Annotated in this window: 27 protein-coding genes; 8 read left to right on the top strand and 19 right to left on the bottom strand. The window is 67.3% G+C overall.

Going from position 1 to position 23047, the window contains the following annotated elements; translation table 11 throughout:
- The first annotated feature begins 35 nt into the window (after nt 1-35).
- The 6 genes from ASC91_RS21965 (at nt 36) to ASC91_RS21940 (ending at nt 6450) form a co-directional block, all read left to right on the top strand.
- Nucleotides 36-938: a DMT family transporter gene (locus ASC91_RS21965; protein WP_056201946.1), complete on the top strand. Its 903-nt coding sequence runs from the start codon at nt 36-38 to the stop codon at nt 936-938.
- The gene (locus tag ASC91_RS21960) at nt 938-1528 is read left to right on the top strand and encodes a pseudouridine synthase (RefSeq protein WP_056201943.1); all 591 of its coding nucleotides are present in this window, start codon (nt 938-940) and stop codon (nt 1526-1528) included. Before ASC91_RS21965 ends, ASC91_RS21960 begins: the two co-directional genes overlap by 1 nt.
- A gap of 2 nt (nt 1529-1530) precedes the next feature.
- The gene (locus tag ASC91_RS21955; protein ID WP_056201941.1) at nt 1531-2235 is read left to right on the top strand and encodes an SDR family NAD(P)-dependent oxidoreductase; all 705 of its coding nucleotides are present in this window, start codon (nt 1531-1533) and stop codon (nt 2233-2235) included.
- Nucleotides 2236-2292: 57 nt separating this feature from the next.
- Complete coding sequence (locus ASC91_RS21950; protein ID WP_056201938.1) at nt 2293-3141, top strand: Tim44 domain-containing protein; 849 nt, start codon at nt 2293-2295, stop codon at nt 3139-3141.
- A gap of 82 nt (nt 3142-3223) precedes the next feature.
- Nucleotides 3224-5242, top strand: coding sequence for a prolyl oligopeptidase family serine peptidase (locus tag ASC91_RS21945; protein WP_082532906.1), 2019 nt, complete (start codon nt 3224-3226; stop codon nt 5240-5242).
- Between the two features lie 8 nt (nt 5243-5250).
- Nucleotides 5251-6450: an acyltransferase gene (locus tag ASC91_RS21940; RefSeq protein ID WP_056201936.1), complete on the top strand. Its 1200-nt coding sequence runs from the start codon at nt 5251-5253 to the stop codon at nt 6448-6450.
- On the opposite strand, the gene ASC91_RS21935 is transcribed toward ASC91_RS21940, so the two are convergent.
- From ASC91_RS21935 to rpsP, 9 genes are all read right to left on the bottom strand, one after another.
- Nucleotides 6420-6935: a histidine phosphatase family protein gene (locus ASC91_RS21935; RefSeq protein WP_235532059.1), complete on the bottom strand. Its 516-nt coding sequence runs from the start codon at nt 6933-6935 to the stop codon at nt 6420-6422. The two genes, ASC91_RS21940 and ASC91_RS21935, sit on opposite strands and share 31 nt — an antisense overlap.
- A gap of 5 nt (nt 6936-6940) precedes the next feature.
- Nucleotides 6941-7702 (bottom strand): adenosylcobinamide-GDP ribazoletransferase, encoded by a 762-nt coding sequence (gene cobS, locus ASC91_RS21930; protein ID WP_056201933.1) that lies wholly within the window; start codon nt 7700-7702, stop codon nt 6941-6943.
- 4 nt (nt 7703-7706) lie between these two features.
- On the bottom strand, nt 7707-8732 hold the full coding sequence (gene cobT / locus ASC91_RS21925; protein WP_056201930.1) for a nicotinate-nucleotide--dimethylbenzimidazole phosphoribosyltransferase: 1026 nt from the start codon (nt 8730-8732) through the stop codon (nt 7707-7709).
- A 168-nt stretch (nt 8733-8900) separates the two neighbouring features.
- Nucleotides 8901-9890 (bottom strand): CobD/CbiB family protein, encoded by a 990-nt coding sequence (locus ASC91_RS21920; RefSeq protein ID WP_056201928.1) that lies wholly within the window; start codon nt 9888-9890, stop codon nt 8901-8903.
- A 23-nt stretch (nt 9891-9913) separates the two neighbouring features.
- Nucleotides 9914-10597: a CoA pyrophosphatase gene (locus ASC91_RS21915; protein WP_056201925.1), complete on the bottom strand. Its 684-nt coding sequence runs from the start codon at nt 10595-10597 to the stop codon at nt 9914-9916.
- A 66-nt stretch (nt 10598-10663) separates the two neighbouring features.
- Nucleotides 10664-11017 (bottom strand): 50S ribosomal protein L19, encoded by a 354-nt coding sequence (rplS, locus tag ASC91_RS21910; protein ID WP_056201923.1) that lies wholly within the window; start codon nt 11015-11017, stop codon nt 10664-10666.
- A 133-nt stretch (nt 11018-11150) separates the two neighbouring features.
- The gene (trmD, locus tag ASC91_RS21905; RefSeq protein WP_056201920.1) at nt 11151-11891 is read right to left on the bottom strand and encodes a tRNA (guanosine(37)-N1)-methyltransferase TrmD; all 741 of its coding nucleotides are present in this window, start codon (nt 11889-11891) and stop codon (nt 11151-11153) included.
- Between the two features lie 8 nt (nt 11892-11899).
- Entirely contained in the window at nt 11900-12415 is a 516-nt protein-coding gene (gene rimM, locus ASC91_RS21900; RefSeq protein ID WP_235532058.1) for a ribosome maturation factor RimM, read from the bottom strand.
- Between the two features lie 81 nt (nt 12416-12496).
- Nucleotides 12497-12754: a 30S ribosomal protein S16 gene (rpsP, locus tag ASC91_RS21895; protein WP_056201913.1), complete on the bottom strand. Its 258-nt coding sequence runs from the start codon at nt 12752-12754 to the stop codon at nt 12497-12499.
- Between the two features lie 183 nt (nt 12755-12937).
- Here rpsP and ASC91_RS21890 point away from each other — a divergent pair, with 183 nt between their 5' ends.
- Complete coding sequence (locus tag ASC91_RS21890) at nt 12938-13486, top strand: GNAT family N-acetyltransferase (RefSeq protein WP_235532057.1); 549 nt, start codon at nt 12938-12940, stop codon at nt 13484-13486.
- Complete coding sequence (locus ASC91_RS21885; RefSeq protein ID WP_056201911.1) at nt 13483-13911, top strand: hypothetical protein; 429 nt, start codon at nt 13483-13485, stop codon at nt 13909-13911. The genes ASC91_RS21890 and ASC91_RS21885 overlap by 4 nt, the downstream gene beginning before the upstream one ends.
- Here the strand turns inward: ASC91_RS21885 and ASC91_RS21880 are convergent.
- The 10 genes from ASC91_RS21880 to murJ all read right to left on the bottom strand — a co-directional run bounded on the left by ASC91_RS21880 (nt 13905) and on the right by murJ (nt 22967).
- Nucleotides 13905-14915, bottom strand: coding sequence for an inorganic phosphate transporter (locus ASC91_RS21880; protein ID WP_056201908.1), 1011 nt, complete (start codon nt 14913-14915; stop codon nt 13905-13907). The genes ASC91_RS21885 and ASC91_RS21880 overlap by 7 nt on opposite strands.
- Before the next feature lie 90 nt (nt 14916-15005).
- Nucleotides 15006-15653 carry a DUF47 domain-containing protein gene (locus ASC91_RS21875; protein WP_056201905.1) on the bottom strand — a complete coding sequence of 216 codons (648 nt, stop codon included), beginning with the start codon at nt 15651-15653 and terminating at the stop codon, nt 15006-15008.
- A 58-nt stretch (nt 15654-15711) separates the two neighbouring features.
- Entirely contained in the window at nt 15712-16068 is a 357-nt protein-coding gene (locus ASC91_RS21870; RefSeq protein WP_056201903.1) for a DMT family protein, read from the bottom strand.
- A gap of 15 nt (nt 16069-16083) precedes the next feature.
- Nucleotides 16084-16560 (bottom strand): 2-amino-4-hydroxy-6-hydroxymethyldihydropteridine diphosphokinase, encoded by a 477-nt coding sequence (gene folK / locus ASC91_RS21865; RefSeq protein WP_056201900.1) that lies wholly within the window; start codon nt 16558-16560, stop codon nt 16084-16086.
- The gene (pcnB, locus tag ASC91_RS21860) at nt 16557-18092 is read right to left on the bottom strand and encodes a polynucleotide adenylyltransferase PcnB (protein WP_056201898.1); all 1536 of its coding nucleotides are present in this window, start codon (nt 18090-18092) and stop codon (nt 16557-16559) included. The genes folK and pcnB overlap by 4 nt, the downstream gene beginning before the upstream one ends.
- Complete coding sequence (locus ASC91_RS21855; RefSeq protein ID WP_056201894.1) at nt 18089-18757, bottom strand: HAD family phosphatase; 669 nt, start codon at nt 18755-18757, stop codon at nt 18089-18091. Before ASC91_RS21855 ends, pcnB begins: the two co-directional genes overlap by 4 nt.
- Nucleotides 18754-19452, bottom strand: a complete 699-nt coding sequence (gene hda / locus ASC91_RS21850) for a DnaA regulatory inactivator Hda (protein WP_056201891.1) — start codon at nt 19450-19452, stop codon at nt 18754-18756. Before hda ends, ASC91_RS21855 begins: the two co-directional genes overlap by 4 nt.
- Before the next feature lie 7 nt (nt 19453-19459).
- Nucleotides 19460-20521 carry an AI-2E family transporter gene (locus ASC91_RS21845; RefSeq protein WP_327082893.1) on the bottom strand — a complete coding sequence of 354 codons (1062 nt, stop codon included), beginning with the start codon at nt 20519-20521 and terminating at the stop codon, nt 19460-19462.
- A 26-nt stretch (nt 20522-20547) separates the two neighbouring features.
- Entirely contained in the window at nt 20548-21405 is an 858-nt protein-coding gene (locus ASC91_RS21840; protein WP_056201888.1) for a SirB1 family protein, read from the bottom strand.
- On the bottom strand, nt 21405-22967 hold the full coding sequence (gene murJ, locus ASC91_RS21835; RefSeq protein WP_056201885.1) for a murein biosynthesis integral membrane protein MurJ: 1563 nt from the start codon (nt 22965-22967) through the stop codon (nt 21405-21407). Before murJ ends, ASC91_RS21840 begins: the two co-directional genes overlap by 1 nt.
- Nucleotides 22968-23047 lie beyond the last annotated feature (80 nt).

The raw sequence follows: 23047 nt of genomic DNA, 5'->3' as shown, positions 1-23047 counted from the left end.
TCGTGCCAGCCCTTTGGCCCACGCGGCGGCGCCTGATGAAACTGACCCCACGCCTTGCTCTGCTGTTGACGCTGCCACCACTGCTGTGGGCCGGCAACGCCGTCATCGGCCGCATGGTGCGCAACGACATCCCGCCGATGGCGCTGAACGCGTTGCGCTGGCTGCTCGCCTTCGTGCTGCTGGCTCCGCTGGCCCGCCGCCTGCTGGCCGACCCGCGGGAGGCCTTGAAGCGCTGGCGTGGTCTGGCCTGGCTGGGCTTTCTTGGCATGGGTTGCTACAACTCGCTGCAATACTTGGCGCTGCACACCTCGTCGCCGCTGAACGTCACGCTGATCACCGCCAGCATGCCGGTCTGGATGCTCGGCGTGGGTGCCGTCTTCTACGGCGTGAAGCCGACTCGCCGCCAGCTGGCCGGCGCAGCCCTGTCGCTGCTCGGCGTGGCCGTCGTCATCGCACGCGGCGACCCCGCCGCCCTGCTGGCCGTGCAATTTGTACCCGGCGACCTGTTGATGCTCCTGGCCCTCTTCACCTGGGCCATCTACTCCTGGATGCTGGCGCGGCCGGTGCGCGGGCTGCGCCCAGGCGAACGGCCGGACTGGAACTGGGCCGAGATGCTGATGGCCCAGCTGATGTTCGGCGTGGTGTTCTCGGGCGTGGCGGCGGGCGTGGAACAGGGCGTTGCACCGGCCGCCATCCACTGGAGCCCGACCCTGGTCGCCGTGCTCGCCTATGTCGCCATCGGTCCGTCGCTGATTGCCTACCGCTGCTGGGGCCTGGGCGTGGCCGAGGCCGGGCCGGCGTTGGCCGGCTTCTTCGTCAATCTCACGCCGGTGTTTGCCGCCGTCATCTCGGCGGCGCTGCTGGGCGTCGCGCCGGCCTGGTATCACGGAGTCGCCTTCGCGCTGATCGCAGCAGGCATCCTCGTCTCTTCACGTTGATGCGGGTGCTGCACGCCGACGACCGCCTGGTCGTCATCGACAAGCCCGCCGGCCTGCTCAGCGTACCGGGCCGCAGCGAGCCCGATTGCGCCAGCGCACGCGTGCAAATGCTCTACCCCGACGCGTTGGTCGTGCATCGCCTCGACCAGGCCACTTCGGGCCTGCTGCTGTTCGCCCGCGGCCTCGACGCCCAACGCGATCTCAGCGCCGACTTCGCCGGGCGCCGCATCGACAAGCTCTACGTCGCCGTCGTCGCCGGCCATCTCGAGGGCGAAGGCCTCATCGACCTGCCGGTCGGCGCCGACTGGCCCAACCGGCCGCGCCAGCAGGTCAACTTCGAACACGGCAAGCCCTCGCAGACGCGTTGGCGCGTGCTCGGCCATGAAGGCGATCACACGCGCGTGGCCCTCGAGCCCCTGACCGGTCGCACCCATCAATTGCGCGTGCATCTCGCCGCCATCGGGCATGCCATGCTGGGCGACACGCTCTATGCCGCGCCCGACATCGCTGCCGCCAGCCCACGCCTGCTGCTGCATGCCAGCGAACTGCGAATCGGCGACCATCACTTCATCTGCCCACCGGAGTTCTGAGCATGCATCTCTACATCGTCACCGGCAGTTCACGCGGCCTGGGCGCGGCACTGGTTCAACAGCTCACGCAAGCCGAGAACACGGTGATCGGCATCGCTCGCAAGACCAACCCGGCGCTGCAAGCGGAGCAATGGGCGCTTGATCTGGCGGACCCGATTGCTGCTGCGGAACACCTGCAGGCCTGGTTGCGCGCCAACAAGCGCTGGGAAAGTGCAACGCTGGTCAACAACGCCGCCCTGCTCAGCGAGCCCGGCCCGCTGGCGGCCTCCGACCTCACCAGCCTGTCGGCTGCGCTGCGCGTCGGCCTGGAGGCGCCGACGCTGCTGAGTCGTGTCTTCCTGGCCGAAACGGTGGGCGTGCCGACGCGACGCATCCTGAACATTTCATCGGGCCTGGGCCGTCGCGCCATGGCCGGCAGCGCGGCCTATTGCGCCATCAAGGCCGGGCTGGACCATCTCAGCCGCGCCCTGGCCCTGGAAGAGCCTGGCGTCGGCGTCGTCTCACTGGCGCCGGGCGTCATCGACACCGACATGCAGGTGCAATTGCGCGGCGCCGACCCCACCCGCTTCCCGGAGCAAACCCGCTTCCAGGGCCTGAAAGATGGCGGCCAACTGCAGACGGCGGCCGACACGGCTGCGGCGATTGTTCGCTTTCTCATGCGGCCAGACTTCGGAAAAACCGTGGTTTCCGATATCAGAGACGCTTGAAAATCCTGATCCGGACCTGCATCTGCCGGCTCGTTTCCAAGCTTCTGGAGAACTCGCTTGAACCGCATCTTTGCTGTGACCCTCGCCACCCTGCTGGCCGTCACGCTGCCCGCCCATGACGCAGAGGCCAAGCGCCTCTCCAGTGGTGGCCTGAAGCGCAGCGTGCCTACCCAGACCGCGCCACAAACGCCGCCGGCCCAGCAGCCTGCGCCCCAGCAGGCCGCTCCCGGCAAACAGGCTGCCGCAACACCCGCGGCCGCTCCCGCTGCGGCGCCCAAACGCTCCTGGCTTGGCCCCATTGCCGGCCTGGCCGCAGGCCTGGGCCTGGCCGCGCTGGCCAGCCACTTCGGTTTTGGCGGCGAACTGGCCAGCATCATGACGATGGTGCTGCTCGGCCTGGTGGCGGTCTTCGTGATTCGCTTTCTGGTGCGCCGCTTCGCCGCGCCGAAGCCGCAGCTCGCCGGCGCCAACAGCGCCAGCCTCCGGGCGGCCGAGCCGGCGTGGAATCCGGCAGCGGCCACGGTTTCCGGCGCTGCCGCCGCCCCCGCAGGCTTCGACGCCGCAGGCTTCGAGAAGCTCGCCAAGCAGGTCTTCATCCGCCTGCAGGCCGCCAACGACGCCGGCGACCAGGCCGACCTGCGCCGCTTCACGACGCCGCAGATGTACGCCAGCATCCAGCACGACCTGCTGGAGCGCGGCGCACAGGCTCAGCGCACCGAAGTGCTGCAGCTCGATGCCAGCGTCGTCGACGTCGCGACGGAGACCGGGGAACAGATCGTCTCCGTGCGCTTCTCGGGCCTGGTGCGCGAGAAGAGCGAACAGGCCGCGGAGAACTTCGACGAGATCTGGCATCTGGTCAAGGCCGGTGACGGCTGGCTGATTGCCGGCATCCAGCAGACCGCATGACCCAAGGCATAGCGGGTTAGACCCGAGTCCGGGCCAGTCGAGAATGGGCGCTTCGAGCGCCCATTTCCTTTTGAGGCCCCACATGATTCGTTTGCGTCTTTCTCTTTGCGCACTCGGCACGGCTGTGCTGGCCGCCTGCGCCTCTTCTCCTGCGCCGGCACCGGTCTCCACGGCCGTCGTTGCGCCCAATGCGAACCTGGTCATCCAGGGCATCCCGCCCGTGCCCCAGAGCCTGGCTGACGCCATCGGCCGCTACAACGACTTCCGCGGCCATGCCTTCGCCGACTGGCACCCGACCCAGCGCGAGATGCTGGTCAGCCACCGCAAGGCCGATGCCAACACGGCGCAGATCTTTCGCGTGACGACGCCGCTGACCGATGGCGAGCAGCTCACCGACGGCATCGACCCGGTCGTGCGCGCGACCTACGAACCGCGCAACGGTCGGTACATCGTCTTCGAGCGCGCCACCGGTGGCAACGAAGTCGCGCAGCTCTATCGCCTGCCGCTGAACCAGGCTGGCGCTCAGCCAGTGCTGCTGACCAACCCCGACGAGCGCCACTCCATCAACACCTGGCTGCGCAGGAGCGGCCGGCTCGTCTACTCCTCGGTGCCCATCGACCGCACCGCCCAGGGCGGCACGCGTACCAAGATCACCACCACGCTGTGGCTGATGGACCCCGACAAGCCCGAAGCGCGGCGCAAGCTGGCCGAGCTGGACGGCGGCGGCTGGTTTGCCGGCCGCCCCTCGCCCGACGAGCGTCTGGTGTCCTTGACGCGCTATCTGTCGGCCAATGAATCGCAGATCTGGATGCTGGACCTCGCTAGCGGCGTTGCCAAGCAGGTCGCACCGGCCGTTGACAGCCAGGAGGCCAAGGCCACCTACTCGCCCGCCGGCTGGGCGCCCGATGGCCGCTCGCTGTGGATTGCCAGCGACCGCGCCGGCGAGTTCCGCGAGCTGATGAAGCTGGATCTCGCCAGCGGCCGCATCGACCGTGTCAGCAGCCACATCCCTTGGGACGTCAGCGGTGTCACGCTGACCGAGGACGGTGCCAGGCTGGCGGCCCAGTTCAATGTGGATGGCCGCGACGAGTTGCATTTCTTCGATGCGGCGACTGCCAAGGAAGTACCGGCCGCCGCCCTGCCGAAACTGCCCGAGGGCAATGTCGGCGCCGCTTCCTACCACCACGGTCGCGGTGAGCTCGCTTTCTCAATCAGCAATGCCCAGGGCCCGAGCCAGATCTACTCGCTGGGCACGGACGGCAAGGTCCAGCAATGGACGCGCGCCACAGCCGCGCCTGGTGTCGACACTGCCGCTTTCAGCGAGCAGAAGATCGTGCGCTGGAAGAGCTTTGACGGCACGATGATCTCGGGCCTGCTCACCGCCCCACCGAAGAAGTTCTCCGGCAAGCGCCCGGTGCTGATTTCCATCCATGGTGGCCCCGAGTCCCAGGCCAGTTTCGGCTTCCTGGGCCGCAACGCCTACTACGTGCAGGAGCTCGGCATGGCACTGATCCAGCCCAATGTGCGAGGCTCCAGCGGCTACGGCAAGAGCTTCCTGGCGATGGACAACGGCTTCAAGCGCGAGGACTCGGTCAAGGACATTGGCGCCCTGCTTGACTGGATCGCCACCCAACCCGACCTCGACGCCTCGCGCGTGCTCGTCACCGGCGGCAGCTACGGCGGCTACATGACGCTGGCCGTGTCGACGAACTACGCCGACCGCATCGCCGGCTCCATCGACGTCGTCGGCATCTCGCACTTCGTGACCTTCCTGAACAACACCGAGAGCTACCGCCGCGACCTGCGCCGGGTTGAATACGGCGATGAGCGCGACCCGGCGATGAAGGCCCACCTGGACAAGATCTCGCCGCTGACCAACGCGGTCCGGATCAAGAAGCCCCTCTTCGTCATCCAGGGCAAGAACGACCCGCGCGTGCCCTACACCGAGGCCGAGCAGATCGTCGCGACCGTGCGCCAGGGTGGCACGCCGGTCTGGTATCTGCGCGCCGAAAACGAAGGCCATGGCTTCCAGAAGAAGGACAACCAGGACTTCCAGTTCTACGCGACCGTGCTGTTCATGCAGCAGACGGTGCTGAAGTAGGCCCGGCTTTGGACCTGCTCGGCCCGGTCAGCCCGCTGCCTGCGGTTGCGGCGCTGCTGCTGGCTTTTGCCACGGCGGCGCTGCTGCAGCGGCGCGTCGGTGCGCCGCCCGCACCAGGCCGCTTCGCGAGCATCGACGGCTTGCGCGGCTATCTGGCCCTGGGCGTCTTCCTGCATCACGGCTGCATCTGGTACTTCTATCAGCACAGCGGTGAGTGGAAGCTGCCACCGTCGCGGCTCTACACCCATCTGGGTCACAGCAGCGTCGCCCTGTTCTTCATGATCACGGGCTTCCTGTTCTTCTCCAAGCTGATCGCCGCCCGCCAGCGGCCGCTGGACTGGCTGCAGCTCGTCGTGTCGCGCGTGCTGCGCCTCGTGCCGCTGTATCTCTTCGTCATGCTGCTGCTGTTCACGACGGTCGCCGTGCTGTCAGGCGGCGAGTTGCATGAGCCGGCCCGCACCGTCACCAAGCAGGCCCTGCGCTGGCTGGGCTTCACGATGTACGGCAACCCACCGATCAACCAGATCGAGGTGACCAAGATCGTTGTCGCCGGCGTGACCTGGTCCCTGCCCTATGAGTGGTTCTTCTACGGCGCCCTGCCGCTGCTCGCGCTGACGGTCGGCGTGCTGCCGCGCTGGCCCTATCTGCTGTTGGGCCTGGTGTCTGTCACCGCCCTGCTGAACTGGCCCGCGCAACCTGTGTACCTGTGGGCGTTTGCCGGCGGCATTGCGGCCGCGGCGGGCTGCCGCTCGGCACGGCTGTGCCGCTGGGCCGCCAGCCGCTTGGCCAGCGTGTTGATCCTGGCATGCCTGGCAGCGGCGGTCACGCTGTTCCCCCTGGGTACGGACTATGGTGCGCTTGCGCTGATGGCGCTGGCCTTCGTGCTGATCGCCTGCGGCAACAGCCTCTTCGGCCTGCTGCTGCACCCGGTCTCGCGCCTGCTGGGTGAGTCGGCCTACAGCATCTATCTGCTGCACGGCTTTTTGCTGTTCAGCCTCTTCCATTTCGTGCTGGGGGCGGATCAGCCGGGAGCCGCCTTGCCTGCGGCCGTGCACTGGGGTTGGGTGCTGGCACTGGCGCCGGTCCTCGTGCTGGTCAGCCATGCCAGCTATCGCTTCATCGAGGCCCCGGCGATGCGGGCCACGCCTGCCGTCACGGCGGCCTTGCGCCGCCGGTTTCAGAAATCGCCGGACCGGCTGGCTGCATAGGCCAACGGCTTGGGCCACCGGGCCGGCGTGGGCGGATCGCCGCGCCACGCCCGGGCATTGATCCAGCCGCCATGGCCCACGGCCAGGGCACATGGGGGCTGCCAGGCGGCCGCGCGCAGCAGCAGCGCATTGAGCGACTCGCCACCGTCGAACTCGAAGCCGCAGAAGTCGCGCGTCCAGCGCTCGAATTCCGCCGCGGAGATGGCGCTCCAGGGCTGGCCGTCCCAGCGGCCGAAGTCCATCTCCGCCAAGGCTGGGTCGACGCACCACAGGAAGCCCCATCGCTTCAGCCAATGCCCCACCGACGCGGCGCGCGCGAGCGGCGACGTGACGACCTCGCGCGGCAGCCCCTGCAGGCGTGCATGCGTGCGAATGCGATGGGCCAGGCGCTTGGCTTTGCGCGGGTCGACGGGAAGGTCGGTGCGGCCACCGATGCAGCGACTCGCAGCACCGATGGGCTTGGGGTGGCGCCAGATCGTGAACACAGGCTTCAGAACGAGGCCGTGAAGGCCAGCAGCACGGCGATCTCGGCCAGTTGCTCGGTCGCGCCCAGCCCATCGCCGGTGTAGCCGCCGAGGCGGCGCTTCAGCCATTGGTGCATCAGTACTGCGGCAACCGCTGCTGCGCCTGCGGTGGCCAGCAAGCGCGGCAGATCAACGCCTCCGGCGGCGAGCGCCAGCAACAGCAAGCCGCACCAGCCCAGCGCGATGGCGAAATTGCGGGGCGCCACGGCCATTGCCAGTGGCTTGGCCTTGGCATGCTCCGCATCGCCGCCGTAGGGCAGGCTGACCATCACGCCCACGGCCGCCGCGCGAGCAAAGGCGTGGCTGGCCAGCAAGGCGGCCACGGCACCCAGCAGCGGCCGCGTCGCCAATACGGCCAACAGCGCGGCGCGTAGCAACAAGCTCAGGCCCAGCGCCAAAGCGCCATAGCTGCCGATGCGCGAGTCCTTCATGATCGCCAGCGCCTTGTCGCGGCTGACCACGCCGCCCAAGGCATCGAAGGTGTCGGCCAGGCCATCCTCGTGAAACCCGCCGGTCAACGCGACGGTGGCCGCCAGTGCCAGCACCGCGGCCACCCAGGCCGGCCACAAATGACCGGCCCCCGCCAGCACCACTGCGCCGACGCCGCCGACCAGCGCGCCCACCAGCGGGAAGTGCCGCACGCAATCGTTCAGCCAGGCCGGCTCGAAGCCCTCCAGCCGCACCGGCAGCCGCGTCAGGAACTGCAATGCAACAAGGAAAAGCCGCACAGGGCTACTCGCGGTTGCTGACGCCGGCGCTGTCGAAGCTGGCCATGTCGGCCAGCAGCGCACAGGCGGCCGTCAGCAGTGGCCAGGCCAGCGCCGCACCACTGCCCTCGCCCAGGCGCAGGTCCAGGTCCAGCAGCGGGCGCACACCCAGTTGTTGCAGCCAGCGCGCATGGGGCCCCTCGGCCGAGCGATGGGCGAACACGCAGGCCGCCAACAAGCCGGGGCGCAGCGCCTCGGCCAGCGCGACGGCAGCCGTCGTGATGAAGCCATCGACGACGATGACTCGGCGCTGCGCGGCGGCGGCCATGACGCTGCCGGCCATGGTGAGGATTTCGAAACCGCCGAGAGCCGCGGCGAGCTGCAACGGGGTCTCGGCGTCAGTGTTGGCCGCGAGCGCCTCTGCAAGCACGCCAAGCTTGCGGCCCAGGCCGGCGTCATCCAGACCGGTGCCGCGCCCCACACATTCGGCCAGCGGCAAACCCGTCAGGCGCTGCATCAAGAGGCTGGCCGACGAAGTGTTGCCGATCCCCATCTCACCCAGCAGCAGCGCATTGCCGGGCAAGCGCTCGACGAGGGCCATGCCATTGCGCAGCGCACGCTCGGCTTGTTCGGCCGTCATCGCCGGCCCGACGCTCGCGTCGGCCGTGCCCGCAGCAATGCGCAGGTCGACGGCCCCGTCGGCCAGCGGCGCATCGACGCCACAGTCGGCGATCGTCAGCGCCAGACCTTGTTGACGCGCCAGCACGGACACGGCCGCACCGCCGGCCAGCATGTTGGCCACCATTTGCGGGGTGACCTCACGCGGGTAGGCCGATACGCCGCGCCGGGACAGGCCATGGTCGGCCGCGTAGACGACAAGCTGCGGCTCGCGCAGCGCGGGCCGCTCCACACCCTGGATCAGCGAGAGCTGCAGGGCCAGGGCCTCGATGCGGCCGAGGGCGCCCAGAGGCTTGGTCTTGTGGTCGATGGCGTGCTGCACGCGCGCAGCAAGTCCGGGCTCGGCCAGCGCCGGCAGGTCAGGGAAGTTCATTTCAATTGCTTTGCTTGATATCGACGGGCCGAGCGCTGGGCCGCTCCCGAGCCGGCCCGCTCAGGCGATGTGCTTGCCGGTCAAACCGGCAAGCATCGCCGTCCCCTTGGGGGACCGGCCGGGCTCGCCCGCGTTCAGCGCGGCGAGACTGGACGAGGGGCACCATGACTAGCCGACGAGGTTGGCCAGGGTCAGCAACGCGAGCAGCAGCATCCACAGCACGACGGAACGCCAGACTAGGCCGACGACGCTTTGCAGATGACCGAGCTGCGGCGGTGCGCCGGCCGTGGAGCCGGCGGCGCCGGTGAACTCGGGTTCGGTACCGGCATCGAAGGTCTTGCTGCGATCCGGCGTGACGCCAGGCGCCGCAGCGCCGCCGAGCTGCAGGCCCACAGCGCCAGCGGCCGACGCGAGGATGATGCCCTCGTTGGAATGCAGCCAGAGGCTGGCGTCGCGGCGCCAGCCATTCACAGCCTCTTCGAAGTTGCCTACGATGGCAAAGCCGGTGGCTGTCAGCCGGGCGGGCAGGTGGTCAATCCAGGTGAAAGCCTGACGCGACAAGGCCAACAGGCGGGTGTTGGTCGGTGCGTCCAGCGTGCGGCTCTTGAAGGCCCAGTAGCGGCCAGCGAACTCGGCCATGCGGTAGACCACCGCGCCTGCCGGCCCCAGGCCGATGGTCGAGCAGACGATGAACCAGAAGAACACGCCAAAGACGTGGCGATGCGCGGCGAGCAGCGAATGCTCGATGACATGTCGGATCAGCTCGGTGCGCGGCAACTCGCTGGCATCCAGGTGGCGCCATTCGGCCAGCAACTGGCGCGCGGTGGCGTCGTCGCCGCGCTCGAGGGCATCACGGATGTCGGTGTAGTAGTGGCTGAACTGCCGGAAGCCCAGCGTCAGATACAGGATGAGGACGTCCAGCCCTAGGGCGAGCAGCACGCTGAAATGGCGCAGCGCCCAGTAGATCAGCGCAACGGCCAGGCCCGGCACCAGAACCGTGATGGCCCAGACGACGGCAGCATGGTGCTCGTCGCCAGCGTCGAAGTTGCGGCCCGTCCAGCGCACCCAGCCGATGACCGACTGGTGCACGCGGTTGCCATGCCTCAGGGGCTTGAGTTGCTCACACAACAGGGCCAGCAGCACCGCGAAGAAATTCATGGGCCGGGATGATAGTGGCGCGCTCAGGCGCCGCTGAGAAGACGGTAGAAGTTGCGCAACATCGCGGCGGTCGCGCCCCAGATGAAGTACTCGCGTTCGGGCCCTTGCCAGGGCATGGACAGAAAGCGCCGCTCGGCGCCCGCGAACTCGAAACGGTGATGGCGGTGGTGGGCCGGATCCATCAGGAAGGCCAGTGGCACCTCGAAGGCTTCGGCGACCTCGAAATCATCCAGCGTCAGCGTGAAGCCGGGTTCGACAAGAGCTACCACCGGCGTCACCTGAAAGGCCGTCACTGTCGAATAGACCGGCAACTGGCCAATGATCTCGATGTGCTGGCGCGACAGGCCGATCTCCTCCTCGGTCTCCCGCAGCGCGGTCGCGACGGGACCATCGTCCTCGGGCTCGACACGGCCGCCGGGGAAGCTGATCTGGCCGGCGTGATCGCGCAGATGGTCGGTACGCCGGGTCAGCAGCAGGTTCAAGCCTGCCTCTCGCTGCACCAGCGGGATGAGCACAGCGGCACCAGACGGCTCGCGATTGGCGAAGAGCCCACCGTCGCCGACGAACTCAGGCGTCCAGGCCGCTACCTCCGCCAGGCGCGCCCGTATGGCCGAAGCCGTCAGCGCCAAGTCTGGCACCGCAGGAAGATGATCGTCGATGCTCGTGACCGGCACGAGTTGGGGCTGGGTGATGGCGGGGCGGGTCATGCGACAAAAAAACAAAAGCCGCCGAGAGCGTACGCCCTGGCGGCTTTGGCGGTAGGAACCGGCTGATTAAGCCAGCTTCTCTTTGATTCGAGCCGACTTGCCCGAACGCTGGCGCAGGTAGTACAGCTTGGCGCGACGGACGTCACCGCGGCGCTTGACTTCGATCGTGGCGATCAGCGGGCTGTAGAGCTGGAAGGTCCGCTCGACGCCTTCGCCGCTGGAGATCTTGCGGACGATGAAGCTGCTGTTCAGGCCGCGATTGCGCTTGGCAATCACGACGCCTTCGTAGGCCTGCACGCGCTTGCGGGTGCCTTCAACGACGTTGACGCTGACGATCACCGTGTCGCCAGGGGCGAAGGGCGGGATGGTCTTGTTCAGGCGAGCAATTTCTTCTTGCTCAAGGGTTTGGATCAGGTTCATCTGTACTCCTGGAGATCTTGGCGGGACGCTATTTATCGGGATGTTTGCAGCTGGCTCCAGCAAAGGAACTCAGCCACTCGACCCGCCAGAGGATCGGACAGCCCGCTAGTGTAGCCTGGACTGCGGGTTTAGCCTAGAGTTTGGCCAGGAAGGATTCATCGGCCTTGCTGAGGCGGCCGGCGGCGCGGGCGGCAGCAATCAGGTCGGGCCGGCGCGCCGCCGTCAGCGCCAGCGACTGCTCGCGGCGCCAGCGCCGGATGTCGGCGTGGTGGCCCGACAGCAGCACGGGCGGCACGCCGCGACCATCGGCCAGGACTTCGGGGCGGCTGTAGTGCGGGCAGTCCAGCAGGCCATCAGAGAAGCTGTCCTGCTCATGGGATTTGGCGTCGCCAAGGACCCCCTCCTGCAGCCGTGCGACGGCGTCCAGGAGAGCGAGCGCCGGCAGTTCGCCGCCCGAAAGCACGAAGTCGCCCAGGCTGAGTTCCAAGGTCACATGACGGTCCAGCACGCGCTGGTCGATGCCCTCGTAGCGGCCGCAAAGCAGGACGGCACCCGGGCTCCCAGCAAGACCTTGCACGCGGGCCTGATCGATTCGCGCGCCGGTCGGGGTGAAGTGGATGACGACGGGCGCCGCCTCGCCACGATCCGCCTTGACGGCGGTGAGTGCCTTTTCAAGCGGCTCGGCCAGCATGACCATGCCAGGGCCGCCGCCATAGGTGCGGTCGTCAACGCGGCGGTAGTTGTCCTCGGCGAAATCGCGCAGCGGCCACAGCCGCACGTCGACCTGACCGCTCTCGAAGGCGCGCCGCGTGACGCCATGCGTCAGATGCGGCGCGAACAGCTCCGGGAAGATCGTCAGGACATCGAAGCGCATGGCTTCGGTCAGAAGTCCAGGCCCCAGTCGACGCGGATACGCCGGTCTTCCAGGCTGACGTCGTCGATGAAACGCCCGACGAAGGGGATCAAGCGCTCCTGGTCCGGCTTGGCGGGCTCTTCCACTCCTGGCGGCAGGATGCGCAGCACGGCATGCGGGCCGGTGTCGATCAGGCCGATCACTCGGCCCAAAGCCTCAGACTCGCGATTGATGACGTCCAGGCCGATCAGGTCAACCCAGTAGTACTCGCCGTCGGGTGTGCGCGGGAAGTCACTGCGGGGAATGTAGATCTCGTGGCCACGCAGCGCTTCGGCGGCATTGCGGTCGTCCACCCCTTCGGCGACGGCGACGATGCCCTCGCCCTGCTCGCGCACCGATTTCACGGCCAACACCAGTTGGCTGGGCTTGGGGCCGGTCGACTTCAGATACCAGCGCTTGGCGCTGAACAACGCGTCCGCGTCGGCCGAGTAGGCCTGCACCTTCAGGCCACCTTTGATGCCCCAGGCATCAAGGATGCGGCCCACCGGCAGCAGATCTTCGGGCCAGGAAGCAAAAGACGGCGCCGAGGCGCCGTCTTGCTGAGGCTTGTTGCCTGCCACGCCTGCTTAGGCGGCGACAGCAGCCGTCTTGGCATCGCCAACCAGGCGGGCCACCGTGGGCGACAGCTGGGCGCCGACACCGATCCAGTAGCTCACGCGGTCCTGCTCGACGCGCAGCTTCTCGGCGGAACCGGAAGCGACGGGGTTGTAGAAGCCGACGCGCTCGATGAAGCGGCCGTCACGGCGCTGGCGGCTGTTGGCGACGACGATGTTGTAGAAGGGGCGCTTCTTGGAGCCGCCGCGGGCCAGACGAATCACAACCATGATGTTTCCTAAAAATTGGGTGACCACCGCACGAGGAGACACTCAAGTAGCGACAAGTCGAATGGCAGGAACCCCTGCCGGGGTAGGCTCTGTAGATACGCCGCAGCCATCTGCGACCAGAGCCGAAAACCCAGCATTATAAACTCGATCAAGCTCCTCTTGCGCAGTCCCCAAAACCGACAAATGTCACAGCCCGCCCCCATCACCCTGCCCCTGACGATCCGCCCCAGCACTGACGCCGACTTGGCCGCCATCCAGGCCATTTACGCCCACGCCGTGCTGGAAGGCACCGGCACCTTCGAAACCGAGGTGCCCGGAGTCGACGAGATGGGCCGCCGCCGCGCCGAGGTGCTGAGCCGCAATCTACCCTGGCTGGTGGCCGAGCGCGGCGGCGAAGTGCTGGGCTATGCCTATGCCAACTACTTCCGCCCCCGCCTGGCGTATCGTTTCTGTGTCGAAGACTCGATCTACCTGTCGCCCGCCGCACAGGGCCAGGGCATGGGCCGGCTGCTGCTGGCCGAACTGATGGCCCGCTGCGAAGCGGCCGGTGCGCGCCAGATGCTGGCCGTCATCGGCGACGCGGCCAATGCCGGCTCCGTCGGCGTGCACAAGGCGCTGGGCTTCGAACACACCGGTGTGCTGAAAAGCGCAGGCTGGAAGTTCGGCCGCTGGCTGGACGTCGTGTTGATGCAGCACACCTTGGGCCTGGGTGACAGCGCCGCCGCCGAATGAGCGGCGTCACCAAACACAAGGCCGTTGCGACCTGGCTGGCCTTGCTGGTCGGTGTCTTCGGCCTGCACCGCTTCTATCTGTATGGGCTCAAGGACCGCTGGGCTTGGCTGTTCCCCGTGCCGACGCTGCTCGGTCTGCTCGGCGTACAGCGCATGGACACCCTCGGCCAGGACGATCGCCTGGCGTGGCTGCTGATTCCGCTGCTGGGCGCCAGCCTCGTCGCCGCCCTGCTCGGCGGCATCGTCTACGGGCTGATGCCGGATGAGCGCTGGAACGCCCGCTTCAATGCCGGCCGGCCGGCCAGCACGGGCGGCTGGGCCGCCGTCATCGGCGTCGTGCTCTGCCTGCTGTTCGGCGGCACGGCGCTGATGGCGACCATCGCCTTCAGCGCCCAGCGCTATTTCGAATCGCAGGCCGGTCAGTAGAGAATGAAACTGACCCAGTAGCAGATGCCGGCCATCAGCGCCGCGGCCGGGATCGTGAAGATCCAGGCCCAGACGATGCTGCCGGCCACGCCCCAGCGCACGGCCGACGGACGCTGCACCGAGCCCACGCCGACGATGGCGCCGGTGATGGTGTGCGTCGTCGACACCGGGATGCCCAGAGCCGTCGCCAGGAACAGCGTGATGGCCCCGCCCGTCTCGGCGCAGAAGCCGCCCACCGGTTTGAGCTTGGTGATGCGCTGCCCCATCGTCTGCACGATGCGCCAGCCGCCAAACATCGTGCCCATGCCGATGGCGATGTAGCAGGCGACGATGACCCAGCTGGGCGGCGCCTTGTCGCCGACGCTGACCATGCCGGCGGCGATCAGCAGCATCCAGATCAGGCCGATGGTCTTCTGCGCGTCGTTGCCACCGTGGCCCAGGCTGTACAGGCCAGCCGACACGAGCTGCAGCCGCCGGAACCAGCGGTCGATGCGTATCGGTGACTTGTGCCGGCAAACCCAGGCCACGATGACCATCATCAGTGAACCCAGTAGATAGCCCAGCAAAGGCGACACGATGATGAAGGCGACGGTCTTCCAGATGCCACCAGCGACAAGGGCCGACGGCCCCGCCTTGGCGACGACGGCGCCGGCAATGCCACCGATCAGCGCATGCGAGGAACTGGACGGGATGCCCCACCACCAGGTGATGAAGTTCCAGGCGATGGCGCCGATCAGCGCTCCAAAGACGACGTGGTGATCCACCACGCCCGGCTCGACGATGCCCTTGCCCACGGTGGCCGCCACCTTGAGCTGGAAGATGGCGATCGCGACGACGTTGAAGAAGGCGGCGAACAGCACGGCCTGCTGCGGCTTCAGCACGCCAGTGGATACCACCGTGGCGATGGAGTTGGCCGCGTCGTGGAAGCCGTTCATGAAGTCGAACAGCAGGGCCAGCACGACCAGCAGGGCCACCACCCAAAAGGCGATCTCAGCGGATGCCATGTCAGCGGCGCGCGGCCGTCCGAAGGCGCTGACACGCCCCCTCGGGGGGCAACGAACGAAGTGAGTGTGGGGGTCGATTCATCTCGGCGGTCAGGAGTTCTCGAGGACGATGCCCTCGATCAGATTGGCGACGTCTTCGCAGCGATCGGAAATGGATTCGAGCTGCTCGTAGATCGCCTTGAGCTTGATCAGCTCGCGCACGTCCTCCTGCTCGCGAAACAGACGAGACATCGCCGAGCGCATGACACGGTCGGCATCGGACTCCAGGCGGTCGATCTCCTCGCAGGTCTTGAGGGCTGCTTCGGTCGTGGCAGGTTTGCTGAGGTGCGGCAGCAGCGTCACGGCATGCTGCACGCGCTCGCAACAGCGCACCGACAGCGTGCACAACTGCAGAACCTGCTCGGGCACGGCGCGCACATCGTAGAGCGACAGCGTCTCGGATGAATCCTGCAGCAGATCGACGATGTCGTCCATCGCGTTGATCAGGCCGTGGATCTGCTCGCGATCAATGGGCGTGATGAACGTGCGGTGCAGCAGCCGGTTCACCTCGGCGGTGACGCGGTCGGCGGCATGCTCGGCCTTGTCGACCTCGTCGGCGTACTGCGCGCGCAGCGCTGGGTCGGCATAGTTTTCAATCATTTTCTGGAAGGCGCGCGCACCTTCCAGGATGAAGCCACCGTGCTCATTGAACAGCTCAAAAAAATTGCCCTCACGGGGCAGCAGCTTGCCAAACAGCATGGGCGTCCTTGATCTCTCGAAGGGTCGGAGTTTACCGGGCGCCGTCACCGAACCGTCATCAAGCCGACCTGAAGATGAAGTAGACAGCGCCCATCAGACACAAACCCGCCCAGAGGAAATCCAGCTTCAGCGGTTCACCCATGTAGTACAGGCTGAAGGGCACGAAGACGGCAAGCGTGATGACTTCTTGCGTGATCTTCAGCTGGGCCAAGCTGAAGCCGGCGCCATGGCCGATGCGGTTGGCCGGCACCTGAAGCAAGTACTCAAACAGCGCGATACCCCAGCTGATGAGGGCGGCTATCCACCAAGGCTTGGTCGCCAGGCCCTTGAGATGGCCATACCAGGCGAAAGTCATGAAGACGTTGGACAGCAGCAGCAAGCCGACGGTCTGCCAGCCGGCGAGGGTCGAGAACATCTTCGTATCTCCAGGTCAGAGGGACAGCGGGCCGAGCCGCTCGACGCGCTGGGTCTGCCAGCCCTTCCCAGCCGCCAAATGCACCAGCTCCGGCGCTATCTCCAGCAGCGGGCGCAACACGAAGGCGCGTTCGCCAAGGCGCGGGTGGGGCAGCGTCAGCCGTGGCGTGTCGAGGGTCAGCTCGCCATAGAGCAACAAGTCGAGATCCAGCGTGCGCGGCGCATTGCGGTAGGGCCGCTCCCGGCCGTGCGCCAGTTCGATGGCCTGCAGCGCGTCCAATAGTTCAATGGGTAGAAGCGTCGTGTCCAGTGCCACGACGGCGTTCAGGAAGTCCGGACCGCCAGCATCCACCGGCGCGCTGCGCCAGACGCTGGACAGCGCCGCGACATGGCTGCCCGGCAGCGCCGCAAGGCGCAACGCTGCCTGCGTCAACGTGGCAGAAGGGTCGGCGCCCAGGTTGGCGCCCAGTCCGACGTAGGCGCGCGAGCTCACTCGGCGGCAGTTGCGGGCGCTGCGGCGCCCTCCCCGCCACCCGGCTTGCGGCGGCGACGGCGGCGTTTCTTGGCCGGCGCGTCATCGGCCGCCGGCTCGGTTTCTTCACCGGCCGGCGCCTCGGGACGCGGTGCACGCACAACGCGGGGCTGCTTCTGCTGGGTCGCACGGGCGTCGGCCAGCAGGGCCTGACGGTCGTCATCGCTGCCCAGCGCAAAGTCCTCCCACCAGTCGGCCAGGGCCGGGTCGATCTCGCCGACGTCGGCGCGCAGGCGCAGGAAGTCGAAGCCGGCACGGTAGCGCGGCTGCTCGATGAGGCTGAACACACCCGAGCCGGTACGGCGCTCGAAGCGGGTCTGCATCATCCAGATTTCGCGCATGTCGGCCGCCAGCTTGCCGCGGCCGGAGATGTCGCCGATGCGGGCATCGAAGACGGCGTCGATCGCCTGGGCCAGTGCCGGCACGGGCGGTTCGCCGCCGTTGCGGATCTTGGTCCAGCGGTCCAGCACTTCATGCCAGAGCATGCAGGCGAGCATGAAGCTGGGGCTGACGCCGCGGCCTTCCTGCACGCGCCGGTCGGTGTCCTCGAAGGCCTGCCGCACAAAGTTGCCGCGAATGCCCTCGTGCAGGTCACCGGTTTCGGTCAGCATGGCGTCCAGCATTGCGAACACGCCGCGGCCCAGACCCAGCTTCTTCAACTGCGCGATGCTGGCCAGGGAATGGCCGGTCTGCAACAGCTTGATCATCTCGTCGAAGAGGCGCGAGGCCGGCACATTGGCCAGCAGCGCCGACGAGGCTTTCACCGGCGCCAGCGTCTTGGGCTCGAGCGTGAAGCCCAGCTTGGCGGCGAAGCGCACGGCGCGGATGATGCGGACCGGGTCCTCGCGGTAGCGGGTTTCGGGATCGCCGATCATGCGCAGCAGCTTGGCCTTGGCGTCGGCGAGGCCACCGTGGTAGTCCACCACCAGTTGGCGCTGCGGGTCGTAATACATCGCGTTGACCGTGTAGTCGCGACGGGCAGCATCCTCGATCTGCGGGCCCCAGACGTTGTCGCGCAGCACGCGGCCGCTTGCGTCCACGGCGTGATGCTTGCCATCCAGCTCGGCTTTGCCCGTCTTCTCGTTGCCGGCGATGGCTTCTGATTCCGTCGGCAGCGCGCGGAAGGTCGAGACCTCGATCACTTCGTGCTCACGACCGCGGCCGTAGACAACGTGAACGATGCGAAAGCGCCGGCCGATGATGAAAGCACGGCGAAACAGCCCCTTGACCTGTTCGGGCGTCGCATTGGTCGCGACGTCGAAGTCCTTGGGCCGCATGTTCAGCAGCAGGTCGCGCACGGCGCCGCCGACGATATAGGCCTCGAAACCCGCATCGGTCAACGTCTTGACGACCTTGACGGCGCGCTCGTCGAGCAGATCCGGGTTGATGCCGTGAACCTCGGCCGTCACCTCCACCCGTTTGCCCAGCGGGCTGGTCTTCTTGGGGGCTGCGGCGGGTTTGCCAAGCAGTTTGTCGATGAACTTTTTGATCATGCGAAGAGGTGCAACTGGGGCCAGCCCCGTTCGGCGGCGATCGCAGCGAGGGTCGGGCTGGGATTGGTCGCCACAGGGTGGCTGACGCGTTCAAGCAGGGGCAGATCGTTGGTCGAGTCGCTGAAGAAGTTCACACGCTCGAAATCGCGCCATTGTGCCCCCAGGCCCTGCAACCAGCCCTCGACGCGCGCGATCTTGCCCTCGCGGAAGCTCGGGATGCCGCGAATGGCTCCGGTGTAGCGCTGCTCGGCGTCGCGTTCCAGCTCGACGGCGATCAGGTGCGCGATGCCAAAGGCCGCTGCAATCGGCGCTGTGACGAATTCATTGGTCGCCGTGACCAGGGCGATGAGGTCGCCCGCTGCACGGTGCTTCTCGACCAGCGCAACGGCCTCGGGCCGCAGCGCCGGGCGCATGACCTCGGCCATGAAGCGCTCCCGCATGGCCAGCGCCTCGGCCAGCGGGCGGGAGCGCCAGGCGGACGTTGCGAAGTCGATATACGCCGGCAGGTCCAACGTTCCCGCGTTGTACTGGGCAAAGAACTCGTCGTTCTTCGCACCCCAGACCACGCCGTCCACCCAGCCCACCTCCACCATGAAACCACCGAAGGCATGGTCGGAATCCATGGGGATCAGCGTCCCATCCAGGTCAAACAGCGTGAGATTCATAAATTAGGGTCAGAGTCGAATTTTTCTTCAACGGCCTCGTCGGCCAGCATGGCCTTCAGCAGCGGCAGTGTCAGCGCGCGCTTGGCTGACATCGCGAATTCATCCAGCCGCTCGAGCAGGGCCATCAGCCCCTTGAGATTGCGCTCGAAGCGGGTCAGCAGATAGGACAGCACCTCGTCGCCGAGCAGCAGGCCGCGGCGATCGGCCTCGCGGCGCAGCACGGCACGCATTTCGGCCTCGCGCAGCGGTTCAAGCGCAAAGCTCGGGCCCCAGCCCAGGCGCGTACGCAGGTCTTCGCGCACGGCCAGGTCGACGGCTGGCGCATCGGCCGTTGCAACGACGGTATAGCCCTGCCCCGCCGTCGCTACAAAAAGGGCAAAAGCGGCATGCTGCTGGCCGGCGTCAAAGCGCTGGCAATCGTCCAGCAGCAACAGGCTCTCGTGGGCCGGCAGCTCCCAGGGCAAGGCCGTCTCGGCGTCGTACCAGGCGACGCGCTGGCCGGCCGCCTGCCAGCGCTCGGCCAATGCCTGCAGCAGATGGCTCTTGCCCGAGCCGGTCGGGCCCCAGAGCAGCGCGGGTGGATCGCCCGGCTGCAGGCCCAGCAGGTAGGCCAGAGCCTCGGCATTGGCGCCGGGCAGGAAGTTGTCGAAGCTGTGCGCGGGCGGCGCCAGCAGCGCAAGCGGGATCTGCCTCATTGAACGGCTAACGGAACAGCGAACTCTCGAGATAGGCGCGATGCAGGCGCTTGACCGCGACTGCCGCCACAGCCGACAGCGGCAGCGCAATCAGCACGCCGACAAAGCCGAGCAGATGACCGAAGGCCAGCAGCGCGAAGATGACCATCAGCGGGCTCATGCCGATGCGCTCGCCGACGAAGCGCGGCGTCAGCACGAAGCTTTCCAGCAGTTGGCCGATGCCAAAGACGATGGCGACGGCGAGAACGCCATAAAGATTTGCGAATTGCAGCAAGCCTGCCAGCAGCGCCAGCACCAGGCCCAGGCCAAAGCCCAGATAGGGAATGAAAACCGCCAAGCCGGTGAAGACGCCGATGGGCAAGGCCAGATCGAAGCGCGCCAGCGCCAGGCCGACGCTGTAGAAGATGGCCAGAGCCCCCATGACGAGCAATTGACCGCGCAGGTACTGGCCCAGCGTCTCATGGCATTCGTCGAGGAAGCTGCCAACCGAATCGCGCGCCGCTGGCGGCACGAGAGCGCGCATGCGCTCGACCAGGCCCGGCCAGTCGTCCAGCAGATAGAAAAGCACGACGGGCAGCAGCACCGCATTGCCGATGAAGGCGAGCAGGAAGCTGCCGCCGATGCGGGCCGAGCTCAGCGCCGTCGCCAGCCACTCTTCGAAATTGGCATCCAGGTACTTCAGCACGAAGGCCTTGATGCTGGCCGGGTCGAGCTGCATGTAGATGCCGTGCTCCGCCAGCCAGGGTGAAAGCTTGTCATTGGCCAGTTTCGCCAATGCAGGAATCTGCTCGCGCAGCGCCGGCAGCTCTTTGCTGAGGATGGGAAGCACCAGCAGCACCAAAGCCAGCAGGGCCATCGCAAACAGCAGCTCGACCATCAGCACCGCCAGCGACCGCGGCACGCGCCGGTTCACCAGGGCCTGCACCGCGGGCGCCAACGCGTACGCCAGCACCAGGGCCGCGATGAAGGGCGCCAGCACGGGCGACAGCAGCCACAGCAGAAGAATGACGCCCAGGGCGACACCGCCCCAGGCCAGGGCGGTGCGTTGGTGCTTGCTGAGCTTCATCATGGTGGTGGGCGGGCGGGCGCGGATTGTCACTGAAGCGGCGGCCGGGCCTGGTCAAGCAGCATCGCCAGGCGGGTTCGCAATCCCGCGGCGTCGGGTGCATCGCCCCGCTCGGCAAGATAGAAGGCCAGATCGTCGGCGGCAGCAGCAAACGCGCCCAGCGTCGCCAGCACCAGGCCGCGATCGCGGCGCTCCACCGGGTCGCCCGGCAGCAGGATGACGAGGCGCTGTTGCACGGCCAGCAGCCGCGGCCAGTCCTCGGCGGCGCGGTGAACTTCCTTCAGATTGCGCAGCATGCGTGCCAGGATCTGGCGCTTGGATGCAGCGCGCAGGAAGAACTCCAGCGGCAACTCCAGGTCGGCGGGCAGCTCGCTGCCATGGCGGTAGACGGCCAGGCGCTCGTCCAGCCGCGTGGCTGACAGCGATTCGCCCGTGAAGGGGTCGATAACGACCTCGCCAAGCCCGACGCGGCATTTGACGAGGAAATGCCCCGGGAAAGCGACGCCCGCAGCGCGCAGGCCCGCCTGCTCGGCAAGCTCCAACAGCAGCACGGCCAGCGTGATGGGAATGCCACGCCGCGTCTCCAGCACGCGATGCACGAAGCTGTTCTCGGCCGCGTAGTAATTGTTCAGATTGCCGGCAAAGCCGAGTTCGCCGTGGAAGAAACGTGTCAGCTGGTGCAGCCGCTCGGCCGGCACAGTCTCCGACGTGATGCGCTCACGCAGGCGGCGCGCCAGCGCATCCACCTTGGACAGCGCAGCCTGGACATCAAGCTGGGGATATTCGTCCTGGGCCAGGCTGATGGCGGCCTCGAGCAGATTGAGGCTCTCATCCTCCGCCACCAGCGTGGCGAAGTAGTCCAGCGGAGTCGGCGCTGCGTACTTCATCAGCTCGGGCGCCCGAGCGCACGGGGCCGCATGCCAACCAGCAGCAGCACCGCGAAATAGACGAGGGCGCTGCCCGCCAGGCTGGCCGCCATGACGAGACCGCGCCGGATCTCGTGCGCGCCCAGGCCGAGCCAGTCCAGCCTGCTGGCCAACTGCCATTGCAACAGGCCCATGGCTGCACAAGCCAGCACCACACGCAGGCCGAAGGCCAGCCAGCCAGGCTCGGGGCGGTAGCTACCCAGCTTCTTCAGCCCCCAGAACAGCCAGCCCGCATTGACCAGCGCGCCCAGGCCGATGGACAGGGCCAGGCCCGCGACACCGATCCAGGGCACGAAGACAAGGTTGAATCCTTGCGTCAGCACCAGCACGGCGACGGCGATCTTGGCCGGCGTGCCGGTGTCCTGGCGGGCGAAGAAGCCGGGCGCCAGCACCTTCACCGCGATCAGGCCCAGCAGGCCAACACCCCAGCCCATGACCGACTGCGCTGTGTGGGCCACGTCGGTCGCCGTGAAGGCGCCGCGGTGGTAGAGCACGGCCGTCAACGGTTCGGCGAAGACCAGCAGGGCGACGGCGCAGGGCAACGCGAACAGCATCACCATGCGCAGGCCCCAGTCGAGCAGGCGGCTGTAGCGCTCGCTCTCGCCCGAAGCCTGGGCAGCGGACAACTGCGGGGTCAGGACCGCGCTGAGCGCCACGCCGAGCAGGCCGATGGGGAATTCCATCAGGCGGTCGGCATAGTTCAGCCAGGAGGTCGCGCCCTCGCCGAGGCGGCTGGAGATCTGCGTGTTGATCATCAGCGACAGCTGGGACACACCGACACCCAGCAGCGCCGGCCCCATGCCCAGCATGACGCGGCTGACACCCGGATTGGCACGTGCCTCCCGGAAGCCTTGCCAGCTGAACCGCATGCGCGGCGTCACGCCGATGGCCCGCAGCGCCGGCCACTGCGCCAGCAATTGCAGCACGCCGCCGAGCATGACACCGAAGGCCATCGCATAGATACCCGGATAGCCCGCGCGCTCAAGCGGCCCGACCAAGGCCCAGCCGACGGCGACGACGCTGAGGTTGAGCAGCACCGGCGTTGCCGCCGGCACGACAAAGCGTCGCCAGGTGTTCAGGATGCCCGCCGACAGGGCCACCAGCGACATGCAGCCGATATAGGGGAACATGAAGCGCGTCATGACGACGGATGCGTCGAACGCCGGCTCCGGCAGCCCGCCGCCGAGCAGCCAGACCAAGAGGGGCGCTGCGACCACACCAATCACCGAGGTCGCCATCAGCGCCCATAACAGCACGGTCGCGACGGCGTCGATGAGGCGCTTCGTTGCCGCTTCGCCCTCGGTGGCCCGCGTCGCCGCCAGCAGCGGCACGAAGGCCTGCGAAAATGCGCCCTCAGCAAACAGACGTCGCAGCAGGTTCGGGATCCGGAACGCGACGAGAAACGCATCGGTCATTCCGGTGGCGCCGAAAAGGCCCGCCACCATGGTTTCGCGGACAAGGCCGGTGATGCGCGAGGTCAGGGTCAGCAGGGAAATGGTCGACGCAGCGCGCAGCAGATTCATGGCGGCGGATTATCTGTGTCGTGAATGGCGCCTTCTTCGATACTCGTCCCAGGCACTTGGCTTTAACCCTGATTTCGGGC

Origin of the sequence: Pelomonas sp. Root1237 (genome assembly GCF_001425055.1) — a bacterium.
Lineage (GTDB): Bacteria > Pseudomonadota > Gammaproteobacteria > Burkholderiales > Burkholderiaceae_C > Pelomonas.
Note: the sequence above shows the minus strand (reverse complement) of the source record. Positions and strands in the feature narration are given on the sequence as shown.